Source organism: Levilactobacillus andaensis, from assembly GCF_016861695.1.
Lineage (GTDB): Bacteria > Bacillota > Bacilli > Lactobacillales > Lactobacillaceae > Levilactobacillus > Levilactobacillus andaensis.
Genome location: NZ_BOLP01000004.1, coordinates 172,708 through 190,133 on the forward strand (window position 1 = coordinate 172,708; position 17,426 = coordinate 190,133).

The 17,426-nt window shown below is 49.5% G+C and carries 23 protein-coding genes; 2 read left to right on the forward strand and 21 right to left on the reverse strand.

Annotated elements, in window-relative coordinates:
• Positions 1-606: 606 nt before the first annotated feature.
• Positions 607-2,016: an APC family permease gene (locus JUF10_RS03295; protein ID WP_203640819.1), complete on the reverse strand. Its 1,410-nt coding sequence runs from the start codon at positions 2,014-2,016 to the stop codon at positions 607-609.
• Positions 2,017-2,337: 321 nt separating this feature from the next.
• On the opposite strand from JUF10_RS03295, the gene JUF10_RS03300 reads away from it, so the two are divergent.
• Together JUF10_RS03300 and asnA are read left to right on the forward strand one after the other, a co-directional pair.
• The gene (locus JUF10_RS03300; protein WP_203640820.1) at positions 2,338-2,658 is read left to right on the forward strand and encodes a DsrE family protein; all 321 of its coding nucleotides are present in this window, start codon (positions 2,338-2,340) and stop codon (positions 2,656-2,658) included.
• A 444-nt stretch (positions 2,659-3,102) separates the two neighbouring features.
• Positions 3,103-4,110 (forward strand): aspartate--ammonia ligase, encoded by a 1,008-nt coding sequence (gene asnA / locus JUF10_RS03305; protein WP_203640821.1) that lies wholly within the window; start codon positions 3,103-3,105, stop codon positions 4,108-4,110.
• Positions 4,111-4,414: 304 nt separating this feature from the next.
• Here the strand turns inward: asnA and JUF10_RS03310 are convergent, their stop codons facing one another.
• The 20 genes from JUF10_RS03310 to JUF10_RS03405 form a co-directional block, all read right to left on the reverse strand.
• Positions 4,415-4,897, reverse strand: coding sequence for a hypothetical protein (locus JUF10_RS03310; RefSeq protein WP_203640822.1), 483 nt, complete (start codon positions 4,895-4,897; stop codon positions 4,415-4,417).
• Between the two features lie 159 nt (positions 4,898-5,056).
• Entirely contained in the window at positions 5,057-5,251 is a 195-nt protein-coding gene (locus tag JUF10_RS03315) for a hypothetical protein (RefSeq protein WP_203640823.1), read from the reverse strand.
• 20 nt (positions 5,252-5,271) lie between these two features.
• Entirely contained in the window at positions 5,272-5,733 is a 462-nt protein-coding gene (locus tag JUF10_RS03320) for a Panacea domain-containing protein (protein ID WP_203640824.1), read from the reverse strand.
• 198 nt (positions 5,734-5,931) lie between these two features.
• Entirely contained in the window at positions 5,932-6,285 is a 354-nt protein-coding gene (locus JUF10_RS14245) for a type II toxin-antitoxin system RelE/ParE family toxin (RefSeq protein ID WP_203640825.1), read from the reverse strand.
• Positions 6,282-6,533: a hypothetical protein gene (locus JUF10_RS03330; protein WP_203640826.1), complete on the reverse strand. Its 252-nt coding sequence runs from the start codon at positions 6,531-6,533 to the stop codon at positions 6,282-6,284. Before JUF10_RS03330 ends, JUF10_RS14245 begins: the two co-directional genes overlap by 4 nt.
• 148 nt (positions 6,534-6,681) lie before the next feature.
• On the reverse strand, positions 6,682-7,344 hold the full coding sequence (locus JUF10_RS03335) for a potassium channel family protein (protein WP_203640827.1): 663 nt from the start codon (positions 7,342-7,344) through the stop codon (positions 6,682-6,684).
• Positions 7,345-7,357: 13 nt separating this feature from the next.
• The gene (locus tag JUF10_RS03340; RefSeq protein WP_203640828.1) at positions 7,358-8,710 is read right to left on the reverse strand and encodes a TrkH family potassium uptake protein; all 1,353 of its coding nucleotides are present in this window, start codon (positions 8,708-8,710) and stop codon (positions 7,358-7,360) included.
• A 230-nt stretch (positions 8,711-8,940) separates the two neighbouring features.
• Entirely contained in the window at positions 8,941-9,333 is a 393-nt protein-coding gene (gene rpsI, locus JUF10_RS03345) for a 30S ribosomal protein S9 (RefSeq protein ID WP_048735562.1), read from the reverse strand.
• A 13-nt stretch (positions 9,334-9,346) separates the two neighbouring features.
• On the reverse strand, positions 9,347-9,790 hold the full coding sequence (gene rplM, locus JUF10_RS03350; protein ID WP_203640829.1) for a 50S ribosomal protein L13: 444 nt from the start codon (positions 9,788-9,790) through the stop codon (positions 9,347-9,349).
• Between the two features lie 138 nt (positions 9,791-9,928).
• Positions 9,929-10,726 carry a tRNA pseudouridine(38-40) synthase TruA gene (truA, locus tag JUF10_RS03355; protein WP_203640830.1) on the reverse strand — a complete coding sequence of 266 codons (798 nt, stop codon included), beginning with the start codon at positions 10,724-10,726 and terminating at the stop codon, positions 9,929-9,931.
• 13 nt (positions 10,727-10,739) lie between these two features.
• Entirely contained in the window at positions 10,740-11,540 is an 801-nt protein-coding gene (locus JUF10_RS03360; RefSeq protein ID WP_203640831.1) for an energy-coupling factor transporter transmembrane component T family protein, read from the reverse strand.
• On the reverse strand, positions 11,533-12,405 hold the full coding sequence (locus JUF10_RS03365; RefSeq protein WP_203640832.1) for an energy-coupling factor ABC transporter ATP-binding protein: 873 nt from the start codon (positions 12,403-12,405) through the stop codon (positions 11,533-11,535). Before JUF10_RS03365 ends, JUF10_RS03360 begins: the two co-directional genes overlap by 8 nt.
• Entirely contained in the window at positions 12,381-13,235 is an 855-nt protein-coding gene (locus tag JUF10_RS03370) for an energy-coupling factor ABC transporter ATP-binding protein (protein WP_203640833.1), read from the reverse strand. Before JUF10_RS03370 ends, JUF10_RS03365 begins: the two co-directional genes overlap by 25 nt.
• A gap of 699 nt (positions 13,236-13,934) precedes the next feature.
• A complete protein-coding gene (gene rplQ, locus JUF10_RS03375) occupies positions 13,935-14,318 on the reverse strand; it encodes a 50S ribosomal protein L17 (protein WP_020090123.1) in 384 nt (127 codons plus the stop codon).
• Positions 14,319-14,348: 30 nt separating this feature from the next.
• On the reverse strand, positions 14,349-15,299 hold the full coding sequence (locus JUF10_RS03380) for a DNA-directed RNA polymerase subunit alpha (protein WP_048735550.1): 951 nt from the start codon (positions 15,297-15,299) through the stop codon (positions 14,349-14,351).
• 87 nt (positions 15,300-15,386) lie between these two features.
• Positions 15,387-15,776: a 30S ribosomal protein S11 gene (gene rpsK, locus JUF10_RS03385; protein WP_048735547.1), complete on the reverse strand. Its 390-nt coding sequence runs from the start codon at positions 15,774-15,776 to the stop codon at positions 15,387-15,389.
• Positions 15,777-15,793: 17 nt separating this feature from the next.
• On the reverse strand, positions 15,794-16,159 hold the full coding sequence (rpsM, locus tag JUF10_RS03390; RefSeq protein ID WP_203640834.1) for a 30S ribosomal protein S13: 366 nt from the start codon (positions 16,157-16,159) through the stop codon (positions 15,794-15,796).
• Between the two features lie 25 nt (positions 16,160-16,184).
• Positions 16,185-16,304 carry a 50S ribosomal protein L36 gene (gene rpmJ, locus JUF10_RS03395; RefSeq protein ID WP_011668476.1) on the reverse strand — a complete coding sequence of 40 codons (120 nt, stop codon included), beginning with the start codon at positions 16,302-16,304 and terminating at the stop codon, positions 16,185-16,187.
• Between the two features lie 28 nt (positions 16,305-16,332).
• Complete coding sequence (infA, locus tag JUF10_RS03400; protein WP_011668477.1) at positions 16,333-16,551, reverse strand: translation initiation factor IF-1; 219 nt, start codon at positions 16,549-16,551, stop codon at positions 16,333-16,335.
• Between the two features lie 164 nt (positions 16,552-16,715).
• Positions 16,716-17,366, reverse strand: a complete 651-nt coding sequence (locus JUF10_RS03405; protein WP_308440209.1) for an adenylate kinase — start codon at positions 17,364-17,366, stop codon at positions 16,716-16,718.
• Positions 17,367-17,426 lie beyond the last annotated feature (60 nt).

Consider the following 17,426-nt stretch of genomic DNA (forward strand, 5'->3'; position numbering starts at 1 on the left):
ATTTGTGGCGCGGGAAATGCTGGTAAAAATAGCTGCGGTCGATTGTCAGTACTGACCAGTATGTGACGCCGTTCATCGGCATCGTTAAGTGCTAAATCAAGCTTCAATCACTTTACCCATTTCGTAGTCAACACCCCACACTACAGGCTTAAAAACAAAGCGTTACCGTCTCTGCAGTAACGCTTCGAGTATGACGCTCTATTTGATTTGCGGATCAGGTCACGTGCTTCTGACCTTAAAGACTGTCCGTTATCCCTATCCGACTGGCAAATACTGAAAATACTAGAACTATTTTACCACGAATGTAAGCGCTACACATTAGATTAATTATATTCTGCGACTAACTGGCTTCGCGGCTGGTCAGAACGCCTAACGTCACAGCTAAGCGAGTTCACGGACTAATGCTGCGGTCCGGAGCCGGAGGATGACCGACAGAGCGCTGTGTCGAGGGTGTTAGTCGACGATTCTCAGTCGGCTTACAGCCTGGGACGACTGTGGAGACTCACGGTTTTAGTGAGGCTTCACAGCGAGGTCGAAGCCCGCCCTTCGGCTGAGACCGGTCCCCACAGCGTGGCGTCGGTCAGCCGCAGGCGCAGGAAACAAAGTTTAGTCCGTAAGTTCGCGCACCCGGCTGTGACGATAACCATAGGAGGCATAGACGATAAGCCCCAACACGACCCACACGCCGAACGCTTCCCACGTGAATGGCTGCAATTGTGTCATCAGGTATAGGCAGGCCAAGAACGATGCAATCGGCAGAAACGGATACCACGGCACCTTGAATGAGGTATCTAATTTCTTAAACCGTTCGTCGTGTCGCAGGAAGACGATGCCGAGTGAAACCATGGCAAATGCCGACAACGTGCCAATGTTGACTAGTTCCGCAATCTTATCAATGGGAATCACAGCCGCAAAGATGCTGGCGATGATGCCAAAGATCCAGGTGTTGGCGACCGGCACGTGTGTTTTGGGATTCAATTTCATCAGTGGCTTGGGCAACAGGCCGTCACGACTGATGGCAAACAACAATCGTGTCCCCCCATAGGACATGACGATGAGCACGGTGGTCATCCCCACAATGGCTCCCAGTGAGATCACGCCGGACGCCCAGTTCTGGTGGATCAGTGTCAGTGCCAAGGCGACCGGATCGGCCACGTTTAATTTCGTATAGTGGACCACGCCGACCAGCACCGCCGACAGGCTAATGTAGAGCACGGCGGCCACCAACAAGGAGCTGATGATGCCGATGGGCATGTTGCGCTTGGGATTCTTGACTTCCTCACTAGCGGTGGACACGGCGTCGAACCCGATGTAGGCGTAAAAGGCGACCGCGGCCCCCTTGAAGATGCCTTGCGTCCCAAATGGCAGGAATGGATTATAGTTGGCCGGCTTCACGTAGAACACGGCGATCCCGATGAACAGCAGAATCACTAAAATCTTAACGATAACCATGATGTTATTGATGCGCGCAGACTCACGAATTCCCTTGGACAGGAGCCAGGCAACAATCATGGTAATGGCAAGGGCCACGATGTCGATGCCGCCCCCCTTGACGCCCGCGGTCCCGGCCGCAGCCTGGAGAAATGATGGCAATTTTAGCCCAAACCCATTCAACAGGTTCTGGAAGTAAGATGACCAGCTGACGGCCACCGACGACACGGCGAAGAGGTATTCGGAAATGAGCGCCCAGCCAAGAATCCAAGCGGCGAACTCACCGAAGACGGCGTACACATAGGTATAGGCACTCCCGGCTAGCGGAATCGTCGAGGAAAACTCGGAATAACACAGCGCAGCCATGGCACAGACGACCACGGCAATCAAATAAGAGAGCATGACACTGGGACCGGTATAGTTTGCGGCAATCAAACCGGGCGTGATGAAGATCCCGGAACCGACAATGGCGCCAATACCCATGGTCGTCAGACTGAACGCCGTTAAGGTTTTCTCCAACCCCGTTTTCTTATACAAGTCCGTTTGTACTTGTTTTTTAATGAATAGTTGATGTGGTCGTCCCAAGCCAATTCCTCCTTTTTGAGTGATGATTAGAATTCGATTAGACTAATTATCATAGTTTAATTATTTTTGGGCGAATTGTCAAGGGCCAAGTGGCTTGAAAACGCATACTGCGGGGATTGTTGGGGTTCAAAAGATGACTCAGATTAAAATAATTCAGTCCACCTACTCAACCGTTGGCCCAGATTACGAGGTCCCGCATCACAGCAAACAGGTTTCATCCCCATTGGATAAGCCATCCCGGGACTTAACCAAAATCATTTCAGTATCCCCACCCGAGCACATATGATACGATTGGTGAAAAGCCGAAAGAAGCTGATACCGATGAAGTTAGGTGTTATTTTGGAAAGCAAGGATCCAGAAACGGTATGGAACGCGCTGCGCTTTGGTGTTGCTGGGTTGGGCGCTGGTCACACCGTCCACTTATTTTTGATGGGCGGGGGCGTCGAGATTACCACCTTGGGCAACGCTCGCTACGATGTGAATAGCGAACTGACCCACTTTGAGTCCGCTGGTGGCACCGTGCTTGCCTGTGGCACCTGCCTCAAGAACCGTCAGTTGACGAGTTCCGCCGCCTGCCCCGCTGGCACCATGACCGACTGTGTCGATTTGGTCGTCTGGGCGGACAAGACCGTCACATTTTAAAAAAAATTCAAAATCCCGTTGCGCCTAATTCTGACGTGGATTCTGGCGGTCATTTTCGGTGAGAATTCTTGCTGATTTTTAATTTTGTTATTTACATCTGGCCAAAACGTGCTAGGATTAAGCCCATAAGATAAAAAACGGAGGAAAGAGGAGTACGTTAAGCCGACCTGCCAGTGAGTTGGGAGTTAGTGCAAACCCAATCAGTGTTCGCCTTAGCCGAAAAACACTTTCTTAGTTGCTACCTGAAATGACATTGTCAGAGTAGGCGTGGCCGTTAACCGGTACGTTACCATCGGTGGAGTATGTTAGTACTCTATTTTTGAGCTGGTCTATACTGCAGATAGACAACTTGGGTGGTACCGCGAGAGTTTCTCGTCCCTTGATTTTCGGGATGAGAGACTCTTTTTATTTTATCTAAAACACAACCCAAAGGAGATTATGACCATGCATTTAATTATTCCAAAGGACTACGATCCAAAATTATCCGTTAAAGAAACGCAAGCCGCTATTCGCTACATTCGGGAAACCTTCCAAGAAGAATTCGGGAAGCAACTGAACCTCTCCCGGCTGTCTGCCCCTATGTTTGTCGAAAAGTCGACCGGCCTCAACGACAACTTGAACGGTGTGGAAAAGCCCGTTTCATTTACCATGGCCGACATGGGCGATGAAACGATTGAAATCGTCCACTCCCTGGCAAAATGGAAGCGCGTGGCGTTGAAGCGTTACGGTTTCGACATGCACGAAGGCCTCTACACCAACATGAACGCCATTCGGAAGGACGAAGATCTCGACAACTACCACTCCGCCTACGTTGACCAGTGGGACTGGGAAAAGATCATCGGTAAGGACGAACGGACCATCGACACGTTAAAGAGCACTGTTCGCACCATTTTCAAAGTCATCAAACACATGGAACACGAAGTTTGGTACAAGTTTCCCCAAGCCGTTCACCATTTGCCAGATGAAATCCACTTTGTAACCACGCAAGAACTCGAAGACATGTACCCAACGATGACGCCGAAGGAACGGGAAAACGCCATTACTAAGAAACTCGGCTGTGTCTTCCTGATGAAGATCGGTGGCGCGCTGAAGAGTGGCAAACGTCACGATGGCCGGGCCCCTGACTACGACGACTGGGAAATGAACGGGGACATCCTGTTCTGGTATGAACCATTGAACCAGTCGATGGAAATCTCCAGCATGGGAATTCGGGTCGATGCCGACTCTATGCTGAAACAATTGAAGATTGCCCACGCCGAAGACCGGTTGAGCTTGCCCTACCACAAGATGGTCATGAACGAAGAGGTGCCATTCACGATTGGTGGCGGGATTGGTCAATCCCGACTCTGCATGTTATTGCTAGGCAAGGCGCACGTCGGCGAAGTTCAGGCTGCTCTGTGGCCACAAGAAATGATCGACAAGTGTGAAGCTGGGAACATTCACTTACTGTAGTTCTTTAACTGACTGGTCGTTCAGGTTATTAATAACTAAAGACTGTATTATAGAAGAAAGTGCTACTCACTAGACCGAAGTTCGTCGGTTTGGTGGGTAGCACTTTTTATTAGTTGTTTAGAAAATAAGTCACGATGCTTTTGATGATGGCGACTAAGTGATTGACATTATTTGCTCAAATAACTCAGAATCAGCGGGATCATAACGCCTAATACCGCCGCAATTTCCGCCAGTCGTTCGACGTCGATTGAAGACGCCTTATGTGTCTGTTGATGCATATGACTCACCTCATTTATGACTAGACTTAGGACAAAGGCCACTCCCGCCGCCGACTACGCGCAGGCTGTTTCGACGTTGCGCGGTCAAAAAACTGACTGAGTTTATTTTCAAACGCCGCCTCTTTACTTGGAAGTTGGCGGTGTACTTTGGCCGTGCGGACCAATTGCTGGTATCCCCGTGCACCCAATGCGGCAACCTTTTTGTCGCGATCGTAAATAACCTTCTCCGTAACGCTCAGTGCATTCTGTTGGCCATACTGAAAACAACGATTCTCCGAGTGAAAACACAGCCGCCGTTCGCGGTCCGTGCGGATATCATACCCCACTCGATGCTGCGACTTCTTTCCAATATGGTGGTCGCTGATTCGAATCTCTTTCAAAATGTCGTTGTCCAAGTGGAGGTACAGGCTCGTCGTCTTATGGCGGGTCACGTTGACATGGATCCCGGCATTGCGCAAACGGGCAATAATCATCTGAATCAGGTAGTCGGTCGTGGTATCACGCGTCATTGGTCCTCATCCCCCAGTTGGTCTGTGCTTACCTCTAGGATAACGCAGAGCAGCGTTGACTGGGTGACTAAGGACTTGGCTACGAGGAAATTTAAAGTCTTACGAATTTAATTATCGTTTCAGAAAGAAATTAATGAAATCAGCTCATTAGGATTGCGACTAACGCAAGTGACATGCCAAGCAACCACGCGATAATGGAATTTCCAGTTTTTCTATTTTTACTTCATTCTCTGTAGCTTGCTGACTAAGCTGAGCAAACTTTGTATCCATTCTTGCCGATTGTAAGTTGATTTGATCCGAAATATCTTGTTGAGCGACACAATCCTCTTGTTTAGTGGCAAATTTTTCTGTCATCCCCACATGTCCAGCTATTTTCAATTCACCACGTTTTCGCGAAAATACGTGGTGACCACGTCTAAATCTAAGGCTTCCCCGCGAGGCGTCTGTTGCCACGGATCATCTCGCCGCACCCGCCACATCAGTTGCATGGCCGACAAGTCTCCCAGGTTCTGCCAAACGCCTTCCAAAACGGACGTGAACGGCTCACAGGTCGCTAATGCGTCGTAATCGGTCAAGGTCCGTTCGGTCAAATAGCCGACGATGCCGCGAACCCCCGGATACTGTTTGGTCAACCGCGCGAGCTTCACGCCCCGTTTACCGGCAATCATCTTGTCCGTAAAGGCGCTCACCCCATAGACGGCCAAACAGGTGCCCTGCACGTAGTAGAGTAGCTGAGCAGCCCGCGCACGATTCAATTCATCGGCCTCCTGGGTGACCATTTGCTGATGACTCTTGACGCGTAACCAATTGGTAATTTTGAACAGATCGTCGTTCATTGGATTGTCCCCCGTATGGTAGTCATTTAGTCCAACTATACCGACTCACCCAGCCGGAGGCAATGGTAACCGTATGGACCCCATTAGTCGTCAAATGACTGTACAAGAAAAGGGACCACGGAATACATTGTGTCCCTACCCTTGCGAACCTATGCTATTACAATGTATCCCCAACCTTTTTCCTTTAGTTGAATCGTGTTAACTTCTAAAACCATCTAGCCTATCCTGAACATTTAACCATTCCTTGAATATCTTCATCGTATCTTGTTTATGTGAGAAAAGACGTTGCAGGCTTACAATCCTTTCGCTACTGTTGACAGTATAGAAAATAACATTTCGTGGCAAGATTAGCCGATAATACATCAACATTAGGGACGTCAATCCCTGAATCACGAAGCCTCGATTAGGAAACTCAGCTAGTAGTTGATAAGCATCAACAATTACTTGAAGACTCTTCTTCGCAACTTCAGCCGAAAAATACTGCGTTAAATAATCATTCAGGTTCTCCAAATCTCGAACCATATCCATTGAAATTTGCAGATTATATTTCATTTAAGCCCAAATTTCTTTTTGACATCTTCATTGGAGATATACCCACTCTCAGTCGCATGAACCATATCTCGTTTGATATTCTCCAATATTTCTTTCTTTTTAAGTTCAATATAGTCATTATATTCTGCCAGTCCAATGACCGCATACTTGTTTTGCTTGCTATCAGTAAGAATTATGGGGTTCTGTGGTCTAACCTCTTTTAACAGACTGTCCAGATCCTGTGCATTATTTGTTTCTGCATTCATCATAAGCTCTCACCAGCCTTTTTTTATTTGGGAATGGACCAACTATAACAGTCCCAGAGGCCACATACAACCACAACCGCACCGACCCCCTCACTCATCAAATGACTGGACAACAAAAGGCGCTCACCCCTCAGCAAGCGCCCCAATTCAATTACTTCTTTAAAGATTCATCCAAGGCTTCCACGCTCTTAATCGGCCCAACCACCGTCAACACGTCATGGAGCTGCACGATAGCGGACGGTTGCGGCGAAATGTTGATCTTGCCGTCATGCTGAATAGCGATGACGGTCAGGTCGAACCGTTGCCGCAGGTTCAAGGCGACAAGGTCCTGGTTCACGAAGTTTGGGTCGGTAATGACCACTTCGGCCAGCGTGTATTCGTCACTGAGATCGATGAAGTTCAGAATGTGATTCGACAGCAATTTCCGCACGATACCGTGTCCCATATCACGTTCGGGGAAGGTCACTTGATCGGCCCCTACCCGTTTAAGCACCCGGCCGTGATCGCTGGTTTCGGCCTTAGCAATCACTTTTTTGGCGCCGAGTTCCTTGGCCAGCATGGTGGTCAGGATGCTGGCCTCCATGTTGTTGCCGATGCCGACGATGACGTAATCAAAGGTATCAATGTTCAGGCCGCGCAAGACGTCTTCATCACGGGTGTCCGCAATCAGCGTCTGCGTCGCAATATCCATCATGGCATTGACCGGCTCCTCTTTGACGTCGACCGCCAAGACGTCCTGATGCGCAGACGCCAACGTTTGAACCACACTCTGGCCGAAACGACCAAGGCCGAGGACCGCAAAACTCTTCTTCATTTTCACATACTCCTTAACCGATTAAGATATTTTCTTCAGGGTACCGAATCTGGTTGACCTTCGTCTGGCGTTTCGACAGCGAATACAGCGACGTGAAGATACCAACTCGGCCGATGAACATCAACAACATGATGATAACCTTGCCGATGACCGTTAAATGTGGCGTAAGACCGAGGCTCAACCCGACCGTTCCAAACGCGGACAACACCTCAAACATGATGTACTCAAGGCCAAATCCCTTAGGAATCCGCTCTGTCTGCGTCAGAATCAACGTGGCTAACACGATAACGATGCTGGCCAGAAAGACTAAGAGTAGTGCCCGACTGATATTTGACTGGCTAAACCGCCGATGACTAAACTCAACATCTTTTTTCCCACGAAGCTGCGCGATACTCTGCAGCATCAACACACCGAACGTGGTGGTCTTGATCCCACCCGCAGTCGATCCAGGCGTCCCCCCGACAAACATCAAGATCATCAGGATGAACACACTCCCGGATTGGAGGTCACTGGTCGGCAACGTGATCAGCCCCGCCGTTCGGGGCGTCACACTGAGAAATAGCGTGTTGACGGTCCGATTGATCCACGACGTTCCCTTTGGCAGCAACGCCAGGTCCTTTTCCGTAATCAGCAAGAGCAGAAACCCGACAACAAATAGCGTGCCCGTCGTCACCAACGTCAGCTTGGAGTTCAGGCTCAGGCGATGGCGTTCGTGGAACAGTAACAGGTCACGCCAGACCAAGAAGCCCAGGCCCCCGCCAATAATCAGAATGATGGTCACGATAAGCAGGTAGCTGTCGTCACGAAATCCCATCAGGCTGTTGCCAAAGACATCGAACCCAGCATTACAAAAGGACATGACGGAGTGGTAGACGGACACGTAAAGCCCCCGTTTCCACCCATAACGGCCGACAAAGTCGAAGGCCAGTAAGATGGCCCCGCCAATTTGAAAGAGCGCAGAGAGGCCGAAAACATACTTCATGACGCTCTTGGTGTCGCTCAAATTTTCCAGGTTCAGTGATTCCTTGACCATCAGCTGCGTAGAAAGGTCCAGATTGCGCCGAATGATGTTAAATAGTAAGACAGCAAACGTCATGTAGCCCAGCGCGCCGACCTCGGACAAGACCAGAATCACGACCTGACCAAAAAAAGACCAGTGCTGCGCGGTGTTGACTACCGTGAGGCCGGTAATACAAGTTGCGGACGCCGCGGTAAACACGGTGTCGATAAACGATGTCCCCTGCATCCCCCGCGTGGCCACGGGTAAACTCAAGAAAATCGTCCCCAGCGTGATCAGGAGGACGAACCCCCAGACCATCTTTTTGGATAACGTATCAAATAACTTAGATTGCTTAATTTTCTCCATGATTTTCCTATCCTGTCAAAGACTTCCCATTCAGCTTAAGACAAAGCGCCGGGGAAAACAATACCCACTTTGACCAAAGGACAGTGCGGTGAGAGGTGGATTAGAAATTGCTGCGGTCGGTACTTGGTATTTAAAACGAATCTGATCACGTCCATCTACACATTTTACTCCAAACAAAAAATCCCCACCAATAAATTGGCGAGGATTTCCAAAACGAAAGTATCGAAATATTAACGCTTTGAGAATTGTGAAGCTTTACGGGCCTTCTTGAGACCTGGCTTCTTACGTTCCTTCATCCGGGCGTCACGGGTCAAAAGACCTGCACGCTTAAGCGGACCACGGAAGTCTGGGTCTACTTCGAGCAATGCCCGAGCGATCCCATGACGAGTTGCGCCGGCTTGGCCGGAGAAACCGCCACCATGGACAGTAACTAATGCATCGTAGTTACCGAGAGTTTCCGTAACGTTGAATGGTTGTAAGACGACTTCACGAATACTTGCAAATGGAATGTAGTCTTCGATTGCCTTCTTGTTCATAACAATTTTACCTGAGCCGGGTACTAAACGTACACGAGCAGAAGAGTTTTTACGACGGCCAGTGCCGCGATATTGAACTTGTGCCAATTTGGTTTCCTCCTTAGATTAGGTTAGTAATGTCTAATACTTCTGGCTTTTGTGCTTCGTGCTTGTGGTCTTCACCAGCGTACACGTGAAGCTTCAATGCCATTTGGTGACCTAAGGAGTTCTTAGGGAGCATACCTTGTACAGAAGTTTCGATCAACTTTTCTGGGTTTTGATCCCGGAAGTTACCAGCAGTCCGTGACTTTAAGCCACCGGCGAAACCGGTATGGTGGTAATAAATCTTGTCGGTTGCCTTACGGCCGGTTAAACCAACCTTAGCAGCATTGATGACGATTACGTTGTCACCAGTGTCCACGTTAGGCGTGAACGTTGGCTTGTTCTTACCGCGTAATACGGAAGCAACGACTGAAGCAAGACGACCTAAGCTAACATCAGTTGCGTCCACGATGTACCATTTGCGGTCAACATCGTTTGGTTTTGCAATATAAGTTGTACGCACGTTAAATTCCTCCATAAATCTGTGTTTGTCTGACACCAAGTAAACTTTCCGGGGCTTATCGTGGGGCAAACAATACCAACAACCATAATACAAAGTTTTCCCCATAAAGTCAATGATTGTTTGTCCCCCTAACGAAATTTACCGCTGATGTTGGGGTAATTTCGTCGGGTGTTCGGGGTCTTCCCCCTGATAATAGACGTGCTTGAGATATAATCCCGCCGCCGCGACCGTTCTTCTAGCCTGCCGCCGGTCTTTCACCTCGTACAGTCGTAAAATATCGTGGACCGGACGGGTACCGGCCCCAATTTCGACCAGCACCCCAACCATGATGCGGACCTGGTTGTACATGAAGCCATTCCCGTAAAATTCAAAGACCAACTCGTGGTTCGCCTCGTCAATGTGGCACGTGGCTTCATAGATGGTCCGCACGAACGTCCGTGTCTGCGCGCCGGACGCCACAAAACTCGTGTAGTCATGTTCGCCCACTAAGTCTTGCAGGGCAGTATTGATTTTTTCCAAATCGACCGGGAACTTCCAGTGACCGGTATAGTTGCGTTTGAACGGATTACGGAATTCACCCATATCCATCCGGTACAGATAGCGCTTGCCGGACACGTCATACCGCGCGTGGAAGTCGGCAGCGACCTCCTCGACCTTCAAGACCTCCATATCCATCGGTAGCATGCTGTTTAAGCCCTTGCGCATGTTCTCCGCGGGAATCAGGAAGGGAAAGTCGAAATGGGCCACCTGCGCTAAGGCGTGGACGCCTGCGTCGGTCCGTCCCGAACCATAGATCACGATGGCGGGCGTTGGATTCTTCGCCATTTTATTGACGATCTTCGTTAAGACACTCTCCACCGTCCGTTTGTTAGGTTGGCGCTGGAACCCGGCAAAGTCGGTCCCGTCATACATAAAAGTTACCTTGTAACGTTGCATCTGCATCTCTCTCCTACCAGTGGCGACAAGCAAGTATCGCCGCAAATCCAATTAAAAATATTAACCACGTGATCGTATCCCGTTTTTGCCAAGTTAAAATGCGGTACTGGCTGCGGTGCTCACTATCCTGATACCCCCGCGCCTCCATGGCCGTTGACAGGTCTTCGGCGCGGTTAAACGCACTCATAAACAGTGGCACCATCAGCGGAATCAGCGACTTGGCCTGTTTGAACAAGCCACCCTCGCCGAAATCTACGCCCCGGGCCCGCTGCGCATTCATAATCTTCGTGGCTTCATCCATCAACGTCGGTACGAACCGTAACGCAATCGACAGCATCATGGCCAACGTGTCCACCGGCACATGCACCCACCGCAATGGTTTCATCAGCGAGGCCAGTCCAGTCGCAATGTCCAACGGTTGCGTTGACAGCGTCAGTAACGTCGAAAACATAATGATCAGCAAGAACCGGATGAAAATAAAACCGGCGTTGACCAGTCCGAACTGGGTAATGTTGATAAACGCCCAGTGAAAGTACGTGTGCCCGCCGGCTGGACTAAACAGCAACTGTAGGACCACCGTAAAGACGATCAGCCACAGCAACGGTCGAATCCCCTTGAGGAAAAAGCCGAGACTGATTTTCGACGCGAGGATGGCGCTAATCGTAAAGGCAATCAGAATGGCATAACTCACTAAATTATTTGCTAAAAAGACCAATATGATGTAAAAGAAGCTCAACATGAGCTTGGCCCGTGGATCTAGCCGGTGGACCACCGAGTTCAATGGGAGATACCGGCCAAAAATAAAACTAGACATCACCGGACCCCCTCTGTGGCCAACGCGCGGCCAATTGGTCAGCCAGTTGTTCGGCAGTCAGCGGCAATTGGTCCCACTGGATGCCCTTAGTAGCAAGTGCTTGGGCGAAACGCGTTGCCCGTGGCACATCTAGTTGATTGGCACGCAACCAATCGGGGTCTTGAAAGACCTCCTGGGGCGTGCCGAACTTAACGAGCCGGCCCTGCCGCATGACAGCAACCTGTTCGGCGTACTGGGCAACGTCTTCCATCTGGTGGGTGACTAACACGATGGTCAGCCCCTGCTCACGATGGAGCCGTTCAAAGAGCGCCATCATTTCTTCACGGCCCCGTGGATCAAGCCCAGCGGTCGGTTCGTCGAGGACAAGCACCTGCGGCCGCATCGCCAGCACGCCGGCAATGGCGACCCGCCGCATTTGCCCACCGGAAAGCTCAAACGGTGACCGCTCGGCGTAACTACTGTCGAGGCCCACCATCGCCAACATTTCATCGGCTAATTGGTTCGCATCGGCCTCACTCATGCCAAAGTTCTGTGGTCCAAACGCAATGTCCTTGCGAATGGTCTCCTCAAACAGTTGGCTCTCCGGAAACTGGAAGACCATGCCGACGTGTTGCCGCAATGGCTTAAGGTCGGCGTTGGTGGTCTTGGGGGTTATCGTGAAGTCATCGATGTGAACGGTCCCGGCAGTTGGCTTCAACAGCGCATTCAGCTCCTGAATCAGCGTCGATTTACCACTCCCGGTATGGCCAATGATGGCCAGATAACCGTGGTCGGGCACAGCAAAGGAAATGTCGGTCAAGGCGGTGTTGGCCATGGGCGTTCCCGCCTGGTACGTATAGGTTACGTGTTCGAAAGAGATTGCCACAACCATGCCTCCATTTCCGCAGTGGTCAGATAGCCGTCCGGTGGCGTGATGCCCCGTTGCCGCAGAGCGGCCTGTAATTTCGATGTGAAAGGTAAGTCCAGTCCAAGTTGGACCAGGCGCTCGCCCTGAGCAAAAATGGTGGCTGGGTCCGCTTCTTCAACTAATCGGCCATCGTCGATCACCAGCACCCGGTCAGCATTGGCTGCTTCGTCGATGTCATGGGTGATGGAGATAACGGTCAGGTGTTGATCGGTCCGTAACTGCCGCACCAAGTCGAGCATGTCGCGCCGCCCCTGGGGATCCAGCATGCTGGTGGCCTCATCTAAAATTAAGATGTCTGGCGCAATCGCCACAATACCAGCCAAGGCGACCCGCTGTTTCTGCCCACCAGAAAGGGAACTGGGCTCGCGATGGGCGAACTCGGTCATGCCAACCTCTTCAATGGCCGCTTGAACTCGTGGCACCATGTCGGCACGGGCAATCTGCCGGTTCTCCAAGCCAAAGGCGACATCGTCTTCAACAGTGGCGCCGACAAACTGGTTGTCCGGATTCTGGAAGATCATGCCAATCTTTTCGCGAACCTGCCAGACGGTCTCAGGGGTCAATTTAATGCCGCCAACGGTAATAGTCCCCTCAGTGAATGGTAAGAGACCGTCTAGCGACTTCGCTAACGTCGACTTGCCACTACCGTTATGACCGACGATGGCTAACCATTCACCGCCCTGAACGGTGAAGCTAACGTCGTTTAACGCTGGGCGCTGGGCGGCGTCATGCTCACCGTTTCGATAGCGATACGATAGATGTGCGACTTCAATGATGTTTGCCATCATCCGTCATCTCCTTACGCAAAATGTCACCGGTAATTATACCAAATATTCAGGCAAACCCGAAGTGTTCAGCAGTAAATAATCATTACTGTGTTTATGGAACCGTCACCGGGTATTAGGAACGCCACCCGGTGAGGCAGACCTGGAGCCTGAAAGAGCGGTCTCCAGGGCGACTTGGCGCCGCAAGGAACGCGTCGTCAAGCTCGGCCTGTGGACTAAGTCCGGCAAAAACGGCCGAACTAAGACCACCGACACAGGGTTATGTTCCTAATGCCCGGAGACTAACTGTGAGTGATATTGGCAACTCATAACAGGTTTCAACAACACACAGCAAAACAGTCCCAAATAACGCATCAGCCATTTGCATGGTTAACTACACTCATAGAGCGCCTCAGTTAGATTCCACTCATTTTCCGGACTTGATTCCCTTTTCTGAACATACAGGACGTACGTCTCCAACTGATTCAATCAGATTTCTATGTACGCCGTGACCACACAATGCATCACAGCGTGAACCAAAAAAAGAGTACAAAAAAATCACTAACAAACCAGCGGCGCTGAGGCGTTAGCCCCCATTCAAGCTAGACTCGGAAATTCCCCATCATCATAGCGCTCTATACCACATGGTTCTAGTGATTAATTTAATGCATATTTGTATCCCGTTTAAGGACGAGATGACTCCCGAAAACTGTTAACCAAAGATTAGTCAACGAATTCCAAGATGGCCATAGCGGCACCATCACCGCGACGAGGCATCGTCTTTAAGATACGCGTGTAACCACCGTTACGATCTGCGTACTTAGGTGCTAATTCGCTGAATACCTTTTGCAATGCGCTGGTAACAACGACATCGTCGCCATCTTCCTTAACATCTGCAACGACGTTACGGATGAACGCAGCAGCTTGCCGACGAGCATGTAAGTCGCCTTGCTTGCCCAAGGTAATCATTTGGTCAGCCGTCTTACGAACTTCCTTAGCGCGTGCTTCAGTCGTTTCGATGCGGCCGTTCAAAATTAAACTGGTAGTCAAATCGCGTAACAATGCACGACGTTGAGAACTAGTCCGTTGTAATTTACGGTAACTCATAACCAGAAACCCTCCTTTGAGTGTCTAAAATTAGTCTTCCTTCCGAAGTGATAACCCTAAGTCGCTTAACTTAGCCTTAACTTCTTCAAGGGACTTGCGACCCAAGTTACGAACCTTCATCATGTCTGCTTCGGTCTTGTTAGTCAATTCTTGAACCGTGTTGATACCAGCACGCTTCAAGCAGTTGTACGAACGGACGGACAAGTCGAGCTCTTCGATGGTCATCTCAAGCATCTTTTCCTTGTGAGTCTCTTCCTTTTCAACCATGATTTCCGCATTCTTAGCTTCGTCGGTCAAGTCGACAAACATAGCCAGATGTTCGGTCAAGATCTTAGCAGCCAGAGCAATGGCTTCGCTTGGATTAATTGAACCGTTTGTCCAAACATCCAGGGTCAATTTATCGTAGTCAGCCCGTTGGCCAACCCGTGCATTCTCTACTTGGTAGTTAACCCGTTCGATTGGGGTGTAAATGGAATCTACGGCTAAGACACCGATTGGCATGTCCGTGTTGCGAGTCTTATTCTCGTCAGCAGAAACATAACCACGGCCCTTATCCGCCGTCATCCGCATGTGGAACGTTGCCCCATCCGCAACTGTAGCAATGTACAGATCTGGGTTCAACACATCGACGTCAGCGCCTGCGACAATGTCACCAGCGGTAACTTGAGCAGGACCCTTAACGTTGATCTCCATGGTTTCCTCTTGGTCGTCAGAACCGTTTAGCTTCAACGCAATCTTCTTAACGTTCAAGATAATTTGCGTGACGTCTTCAACGACACCTTCGATAGTAGAGAATTCATGCAGAACCCCGTCGATTTGAATGCTGGTAACAGCTGCACCAGGTAATGAAGAAAGCAAGATCCGCCGTAAGGAATTCCCTAGCGTTGTCCCGTATCCACGTTCCAACGGTTCGACAATAAACTTACCGTAGTTGCTGCTTTCATCAATTTTATGAATGTTAGGCTTTTCAAATTCAATCATTCTTATCGTTTACCCCTTTCAAACCGCGTTGAGCTCCTATAAGTCAATCCCATCATGAAGGTTGCCCTCATTAATGAAACGCTCACGTTAAACCCGACGGCGCTTTGGAGGACGAGTCCCATTATGAGGAACTGGGGTGACATCGCGAATAGCAGTAACTTCTACCCCAGTAGCTTGGATAGCACGGATAGCAGCTTCACGTCCTGAACCAGGACCCTTAACAGCAACTTCAACGGCTTTGATACCATGTTCCATTGAAGCTTTAGCAGCGGCTTCAGCGGCCATTTGAGCAGCAAATGGCGTTGACTTCCGACTACCCTTGAATCCTAAGGCACCAGCAGATGACCAAGCAATAGCGTTCCCTTGAACGTCAGTGATCATAACTAATGTGTTGTTAAACGTAGCATGAATGTGTGCAACGCCGGCCTCAATATTCTTTTTTACCCGACGCTTGCGACTAGTTTTTCTAGTAGCCATAAAGTTTTAACCCTCCTTTACTTCTTTCTACCGGCAACGGAAACGGCTTTACCCTTCCGAGTGCGGGCATTGTTTTTGGTATGTTGACCGCGAACAGGTAAACCCCGACGGTGACGCATACCACGGTATGAACCGATTTCTTGCAAGTTCTTGATGTTCAGGCTAACTTCACGACGTAAGTCACCTTCAACCTTGTACTTGTCAACTTCGGCACGAATCTTGTCTTCTTGATCAGGTGTCATATCGCGAACCCGAACATCTTCTGAGACTCCAGCATCCGCAACAATCTTATGTGCGGTGTTGATACCAATACCAAAAATGTAAGTCAAACCGTAAGCGATTTTCTTATCACGTGGTAAATCCACTCCAGCAATACGTGGCATTTAATTGCACCTCCTATAAATTGAATTACTTACCCTGGCGTTGTTTATGCTTAGGGTTAGCTGAGCAAATAACCATTACTCGGCCTTTACGCTTGATAACCTTGCAGTGTTCGCACATTGGCTTAACTGATGGTCTTACTTTCATGAATATCCCTCCTACATCTGTCTAGCCGTTACTTAAAGCGATAAGTAATCCGGCCTTTAGACAAGTCATACGGTGACATTTCAACAGTTACTCGATCACCAGGCAGAATCCGGATGTAATGCATCCGAATCTTACCGGAGACGTGAGCGAGAATCTCATGACCGTTTTCTAATTCGACCCGAAACATCGCGTTGGGTAATGTTTCGGTAACTTTACCTTCGACTTCGATGACATCGCTTTTCGCCACGAAAGTACCTCCCTTTTTCTTGCGTGTAAACTACACGTAAAAGCAGTAGGAACAAGAACTTTGCTCCAACCTAGCACCTGTGAATCGCGACAGCGCGCCATTTACAGGCTAAACCTGAATAAGTCTACCATATTTCTCGATAGTAAGCAAGAACTTAGAGCAGACTACAAGCTCTTAAGGATCTTTTCGATGTCGACGTACACGTCATCGATGTCACGGTCACCATCAACAGTGAACAATAAATCCTTCTTGGTGTAGTAATCAACCAGCGGTGTATTCATTTTCAGATTAACCGCCAAACGATTCTTCACCGTTTCAGGCTTGTCGTCCTCACGTTGATAGAAGTCATGACTACCACAGACATCACACGTACCTTCAACTTTAGGCTGCTTGTACAGCTTATGGTAAGTTGCGCCACAGTTGCGGCAAATGTAACGACCAGAAAGGCGTTCTACCAAGACGTCTGGTTCAACGTGAATGTTGATCACGGCGTTGATGGTCCGATCCAGTTCTGGGCCGAAGGTATCTAAAGCTTCGGCTTGAACAATGGAACGGGGGAACCCATCCAACATGAACCCGTCTTTGGTGTCAGCTTGGGCTAACCGGTCGCGAACAATTCCGTTCGTAACTTCGTCCGGTACCAATTCACCTTTGTCGATAAATTTCTTCGCTGCCAATCCCATTTCAGTTTCGTTCTTCATCGCTTCACGGAAGATATCTCCCGTAGAAATATGCGGTAAGTGGAACTCCTTGATAATCTTTTCGGCTTGAGTCCCTTTACCGGCACCCGGTAGACCCATGAGAATTAAATTCATAGCTGTCATGTTCGTTCTCCTTATTCGAAAATTTACCCGAAAAACACAAGCAGGTGTGCT

What these genes read in the sequence shown, in the direction of transcription:
- JUF10_RS03320 (WP_203640824.1), bottom strand. Translation starts at nt 5,733, where the DNA reads ATGAACGACGATCTGTTCAAAATTACCAATTGGTTACGCGTCAAGAGT.
- asnA (WP_203640821.1), top strand. Translation starts at nt 3,103, where the DNA reads ATGCATTTAATTATTCCAAAGGACTACGATCCAAAATTATCCGTTAAA.
- JUF10_RS03405 (WP_308440209.1), bottom strand. Translation starts at nt 17,366, where the DNA reads ATGAATTTAATTCTCATGGGTCTACCGGGTGCCGGTAAAGGGACTCAA.
- JUF10_RS14245 (WP_203640825.1), bottom strand. Translation starts at nt 6,285, where the DNA reads ATGAAATATAATCTGCAAATTTCAATGGATATGGTTCGAGATTTGGAG.
- rpmJ (WP_011668476.1), bottom strand. Translation starts at nt 16,304, where the DNA reads ATGAAAGTAAGACCATCAGTTAAGCCAATGTGCGAACACTGCAAGGTT.
- JUF10_RS03360 (WP_203640831.1), bottom strand. Translation starts at nt 11,540, where the DNA reads ATGTCTAGTTTTATTTTTGGCCGGTATCTCCCATTGAACTCGGTGGTC.
- JUF10_RS03310 (WP_203640822.1), bottom strand. Translation starts at nt 4,897, where the DNA reads ATGACGCGTGATACCACGACCGACTACCTGATTCAGATGATTATTGCC.
- JUF10_RS03340 (WP_203640828.1), bottom strand. Translation starts at nt 8,710, where the DNA reads ATGGAGAAAATTAAGCAATCTAAGTTATTTGATACGTTATCCAAAAAG.
- rpsK (WP_048735547.1), bottom strand. Translation starts at nt 15,776, where the DNA reads ATGGCTACTAGAAAAACTAGTCGCAAGCGTCGGGTAAAAAAGAATATT.
- JUF10_RS03330 (WP_203640826.1), bottom strand. Translation starts at nt 6,533, where the DNA reads ATGATGAATGCAGAAACAAATAATGCACAGGATCTGGACAGTCTGTTA.
- rplQ (WP_020090123.1), bottom strand. Translation starts at nt 14,318, where the DNA reads ATGAGTTACCGTAAATTACAACGGACTAGTTCTCAACGTCGTGCATTG.
- JUF10_RS03370 (WP_203640833.1), bottom strand. Translation starts at nt 13,235, where the DNA reads ATGATGGCAAACATCATTGAAGTCGCACATCTATCGTATCGCTATCGA.
- rpsM (WP_203640834.1), bottom strand. Translation starts at nt 16,159, where the DNA reads ATGCCACGTATTGCTGGAGTGGATTTACCACGTGATAAGAAAATCGCT.
- JUF10_RS03380 (WP_048735550.1), bottom strand. Translation starts at nt 15,299, where the DNA reads ATGATTGAATTTGAAAAGCCTAACATTCATAAAATTGATGAAAGCAGC.
- JUF10_RS03300 (WP_203640820.1), top strand. Translation starts at nt 2,338, where the DNA reads ATGAAGTTAGGTGTTATTTTGGAAAGCAAGGATCCAGAAACGGTATGG.
- JUF10_RS03335 (WP_203640827.1), bottom strand. Translation starts at nt 7,344, where the DNA reads ATGAAGAAGAGTTTTGCGGTCCTCGGCCTTGGTCGTTTCGGCCAGAGT.
- truA (WP_203640830.1), bottom strand. Translation starts at nt 10,726, where the DNA reads ATGCAACGTTACAAGGTAACTTTTATGTATGACGGGACCGACTTTGCC.
- JUF10_RS03315 (WP_203640823.1), bottom strand. Translation starts at nt 5,251, where the DNA reads ATGACAGAAAAATTTGCCACTAAACAAGAGGATTGTGTCGCTCAACAA.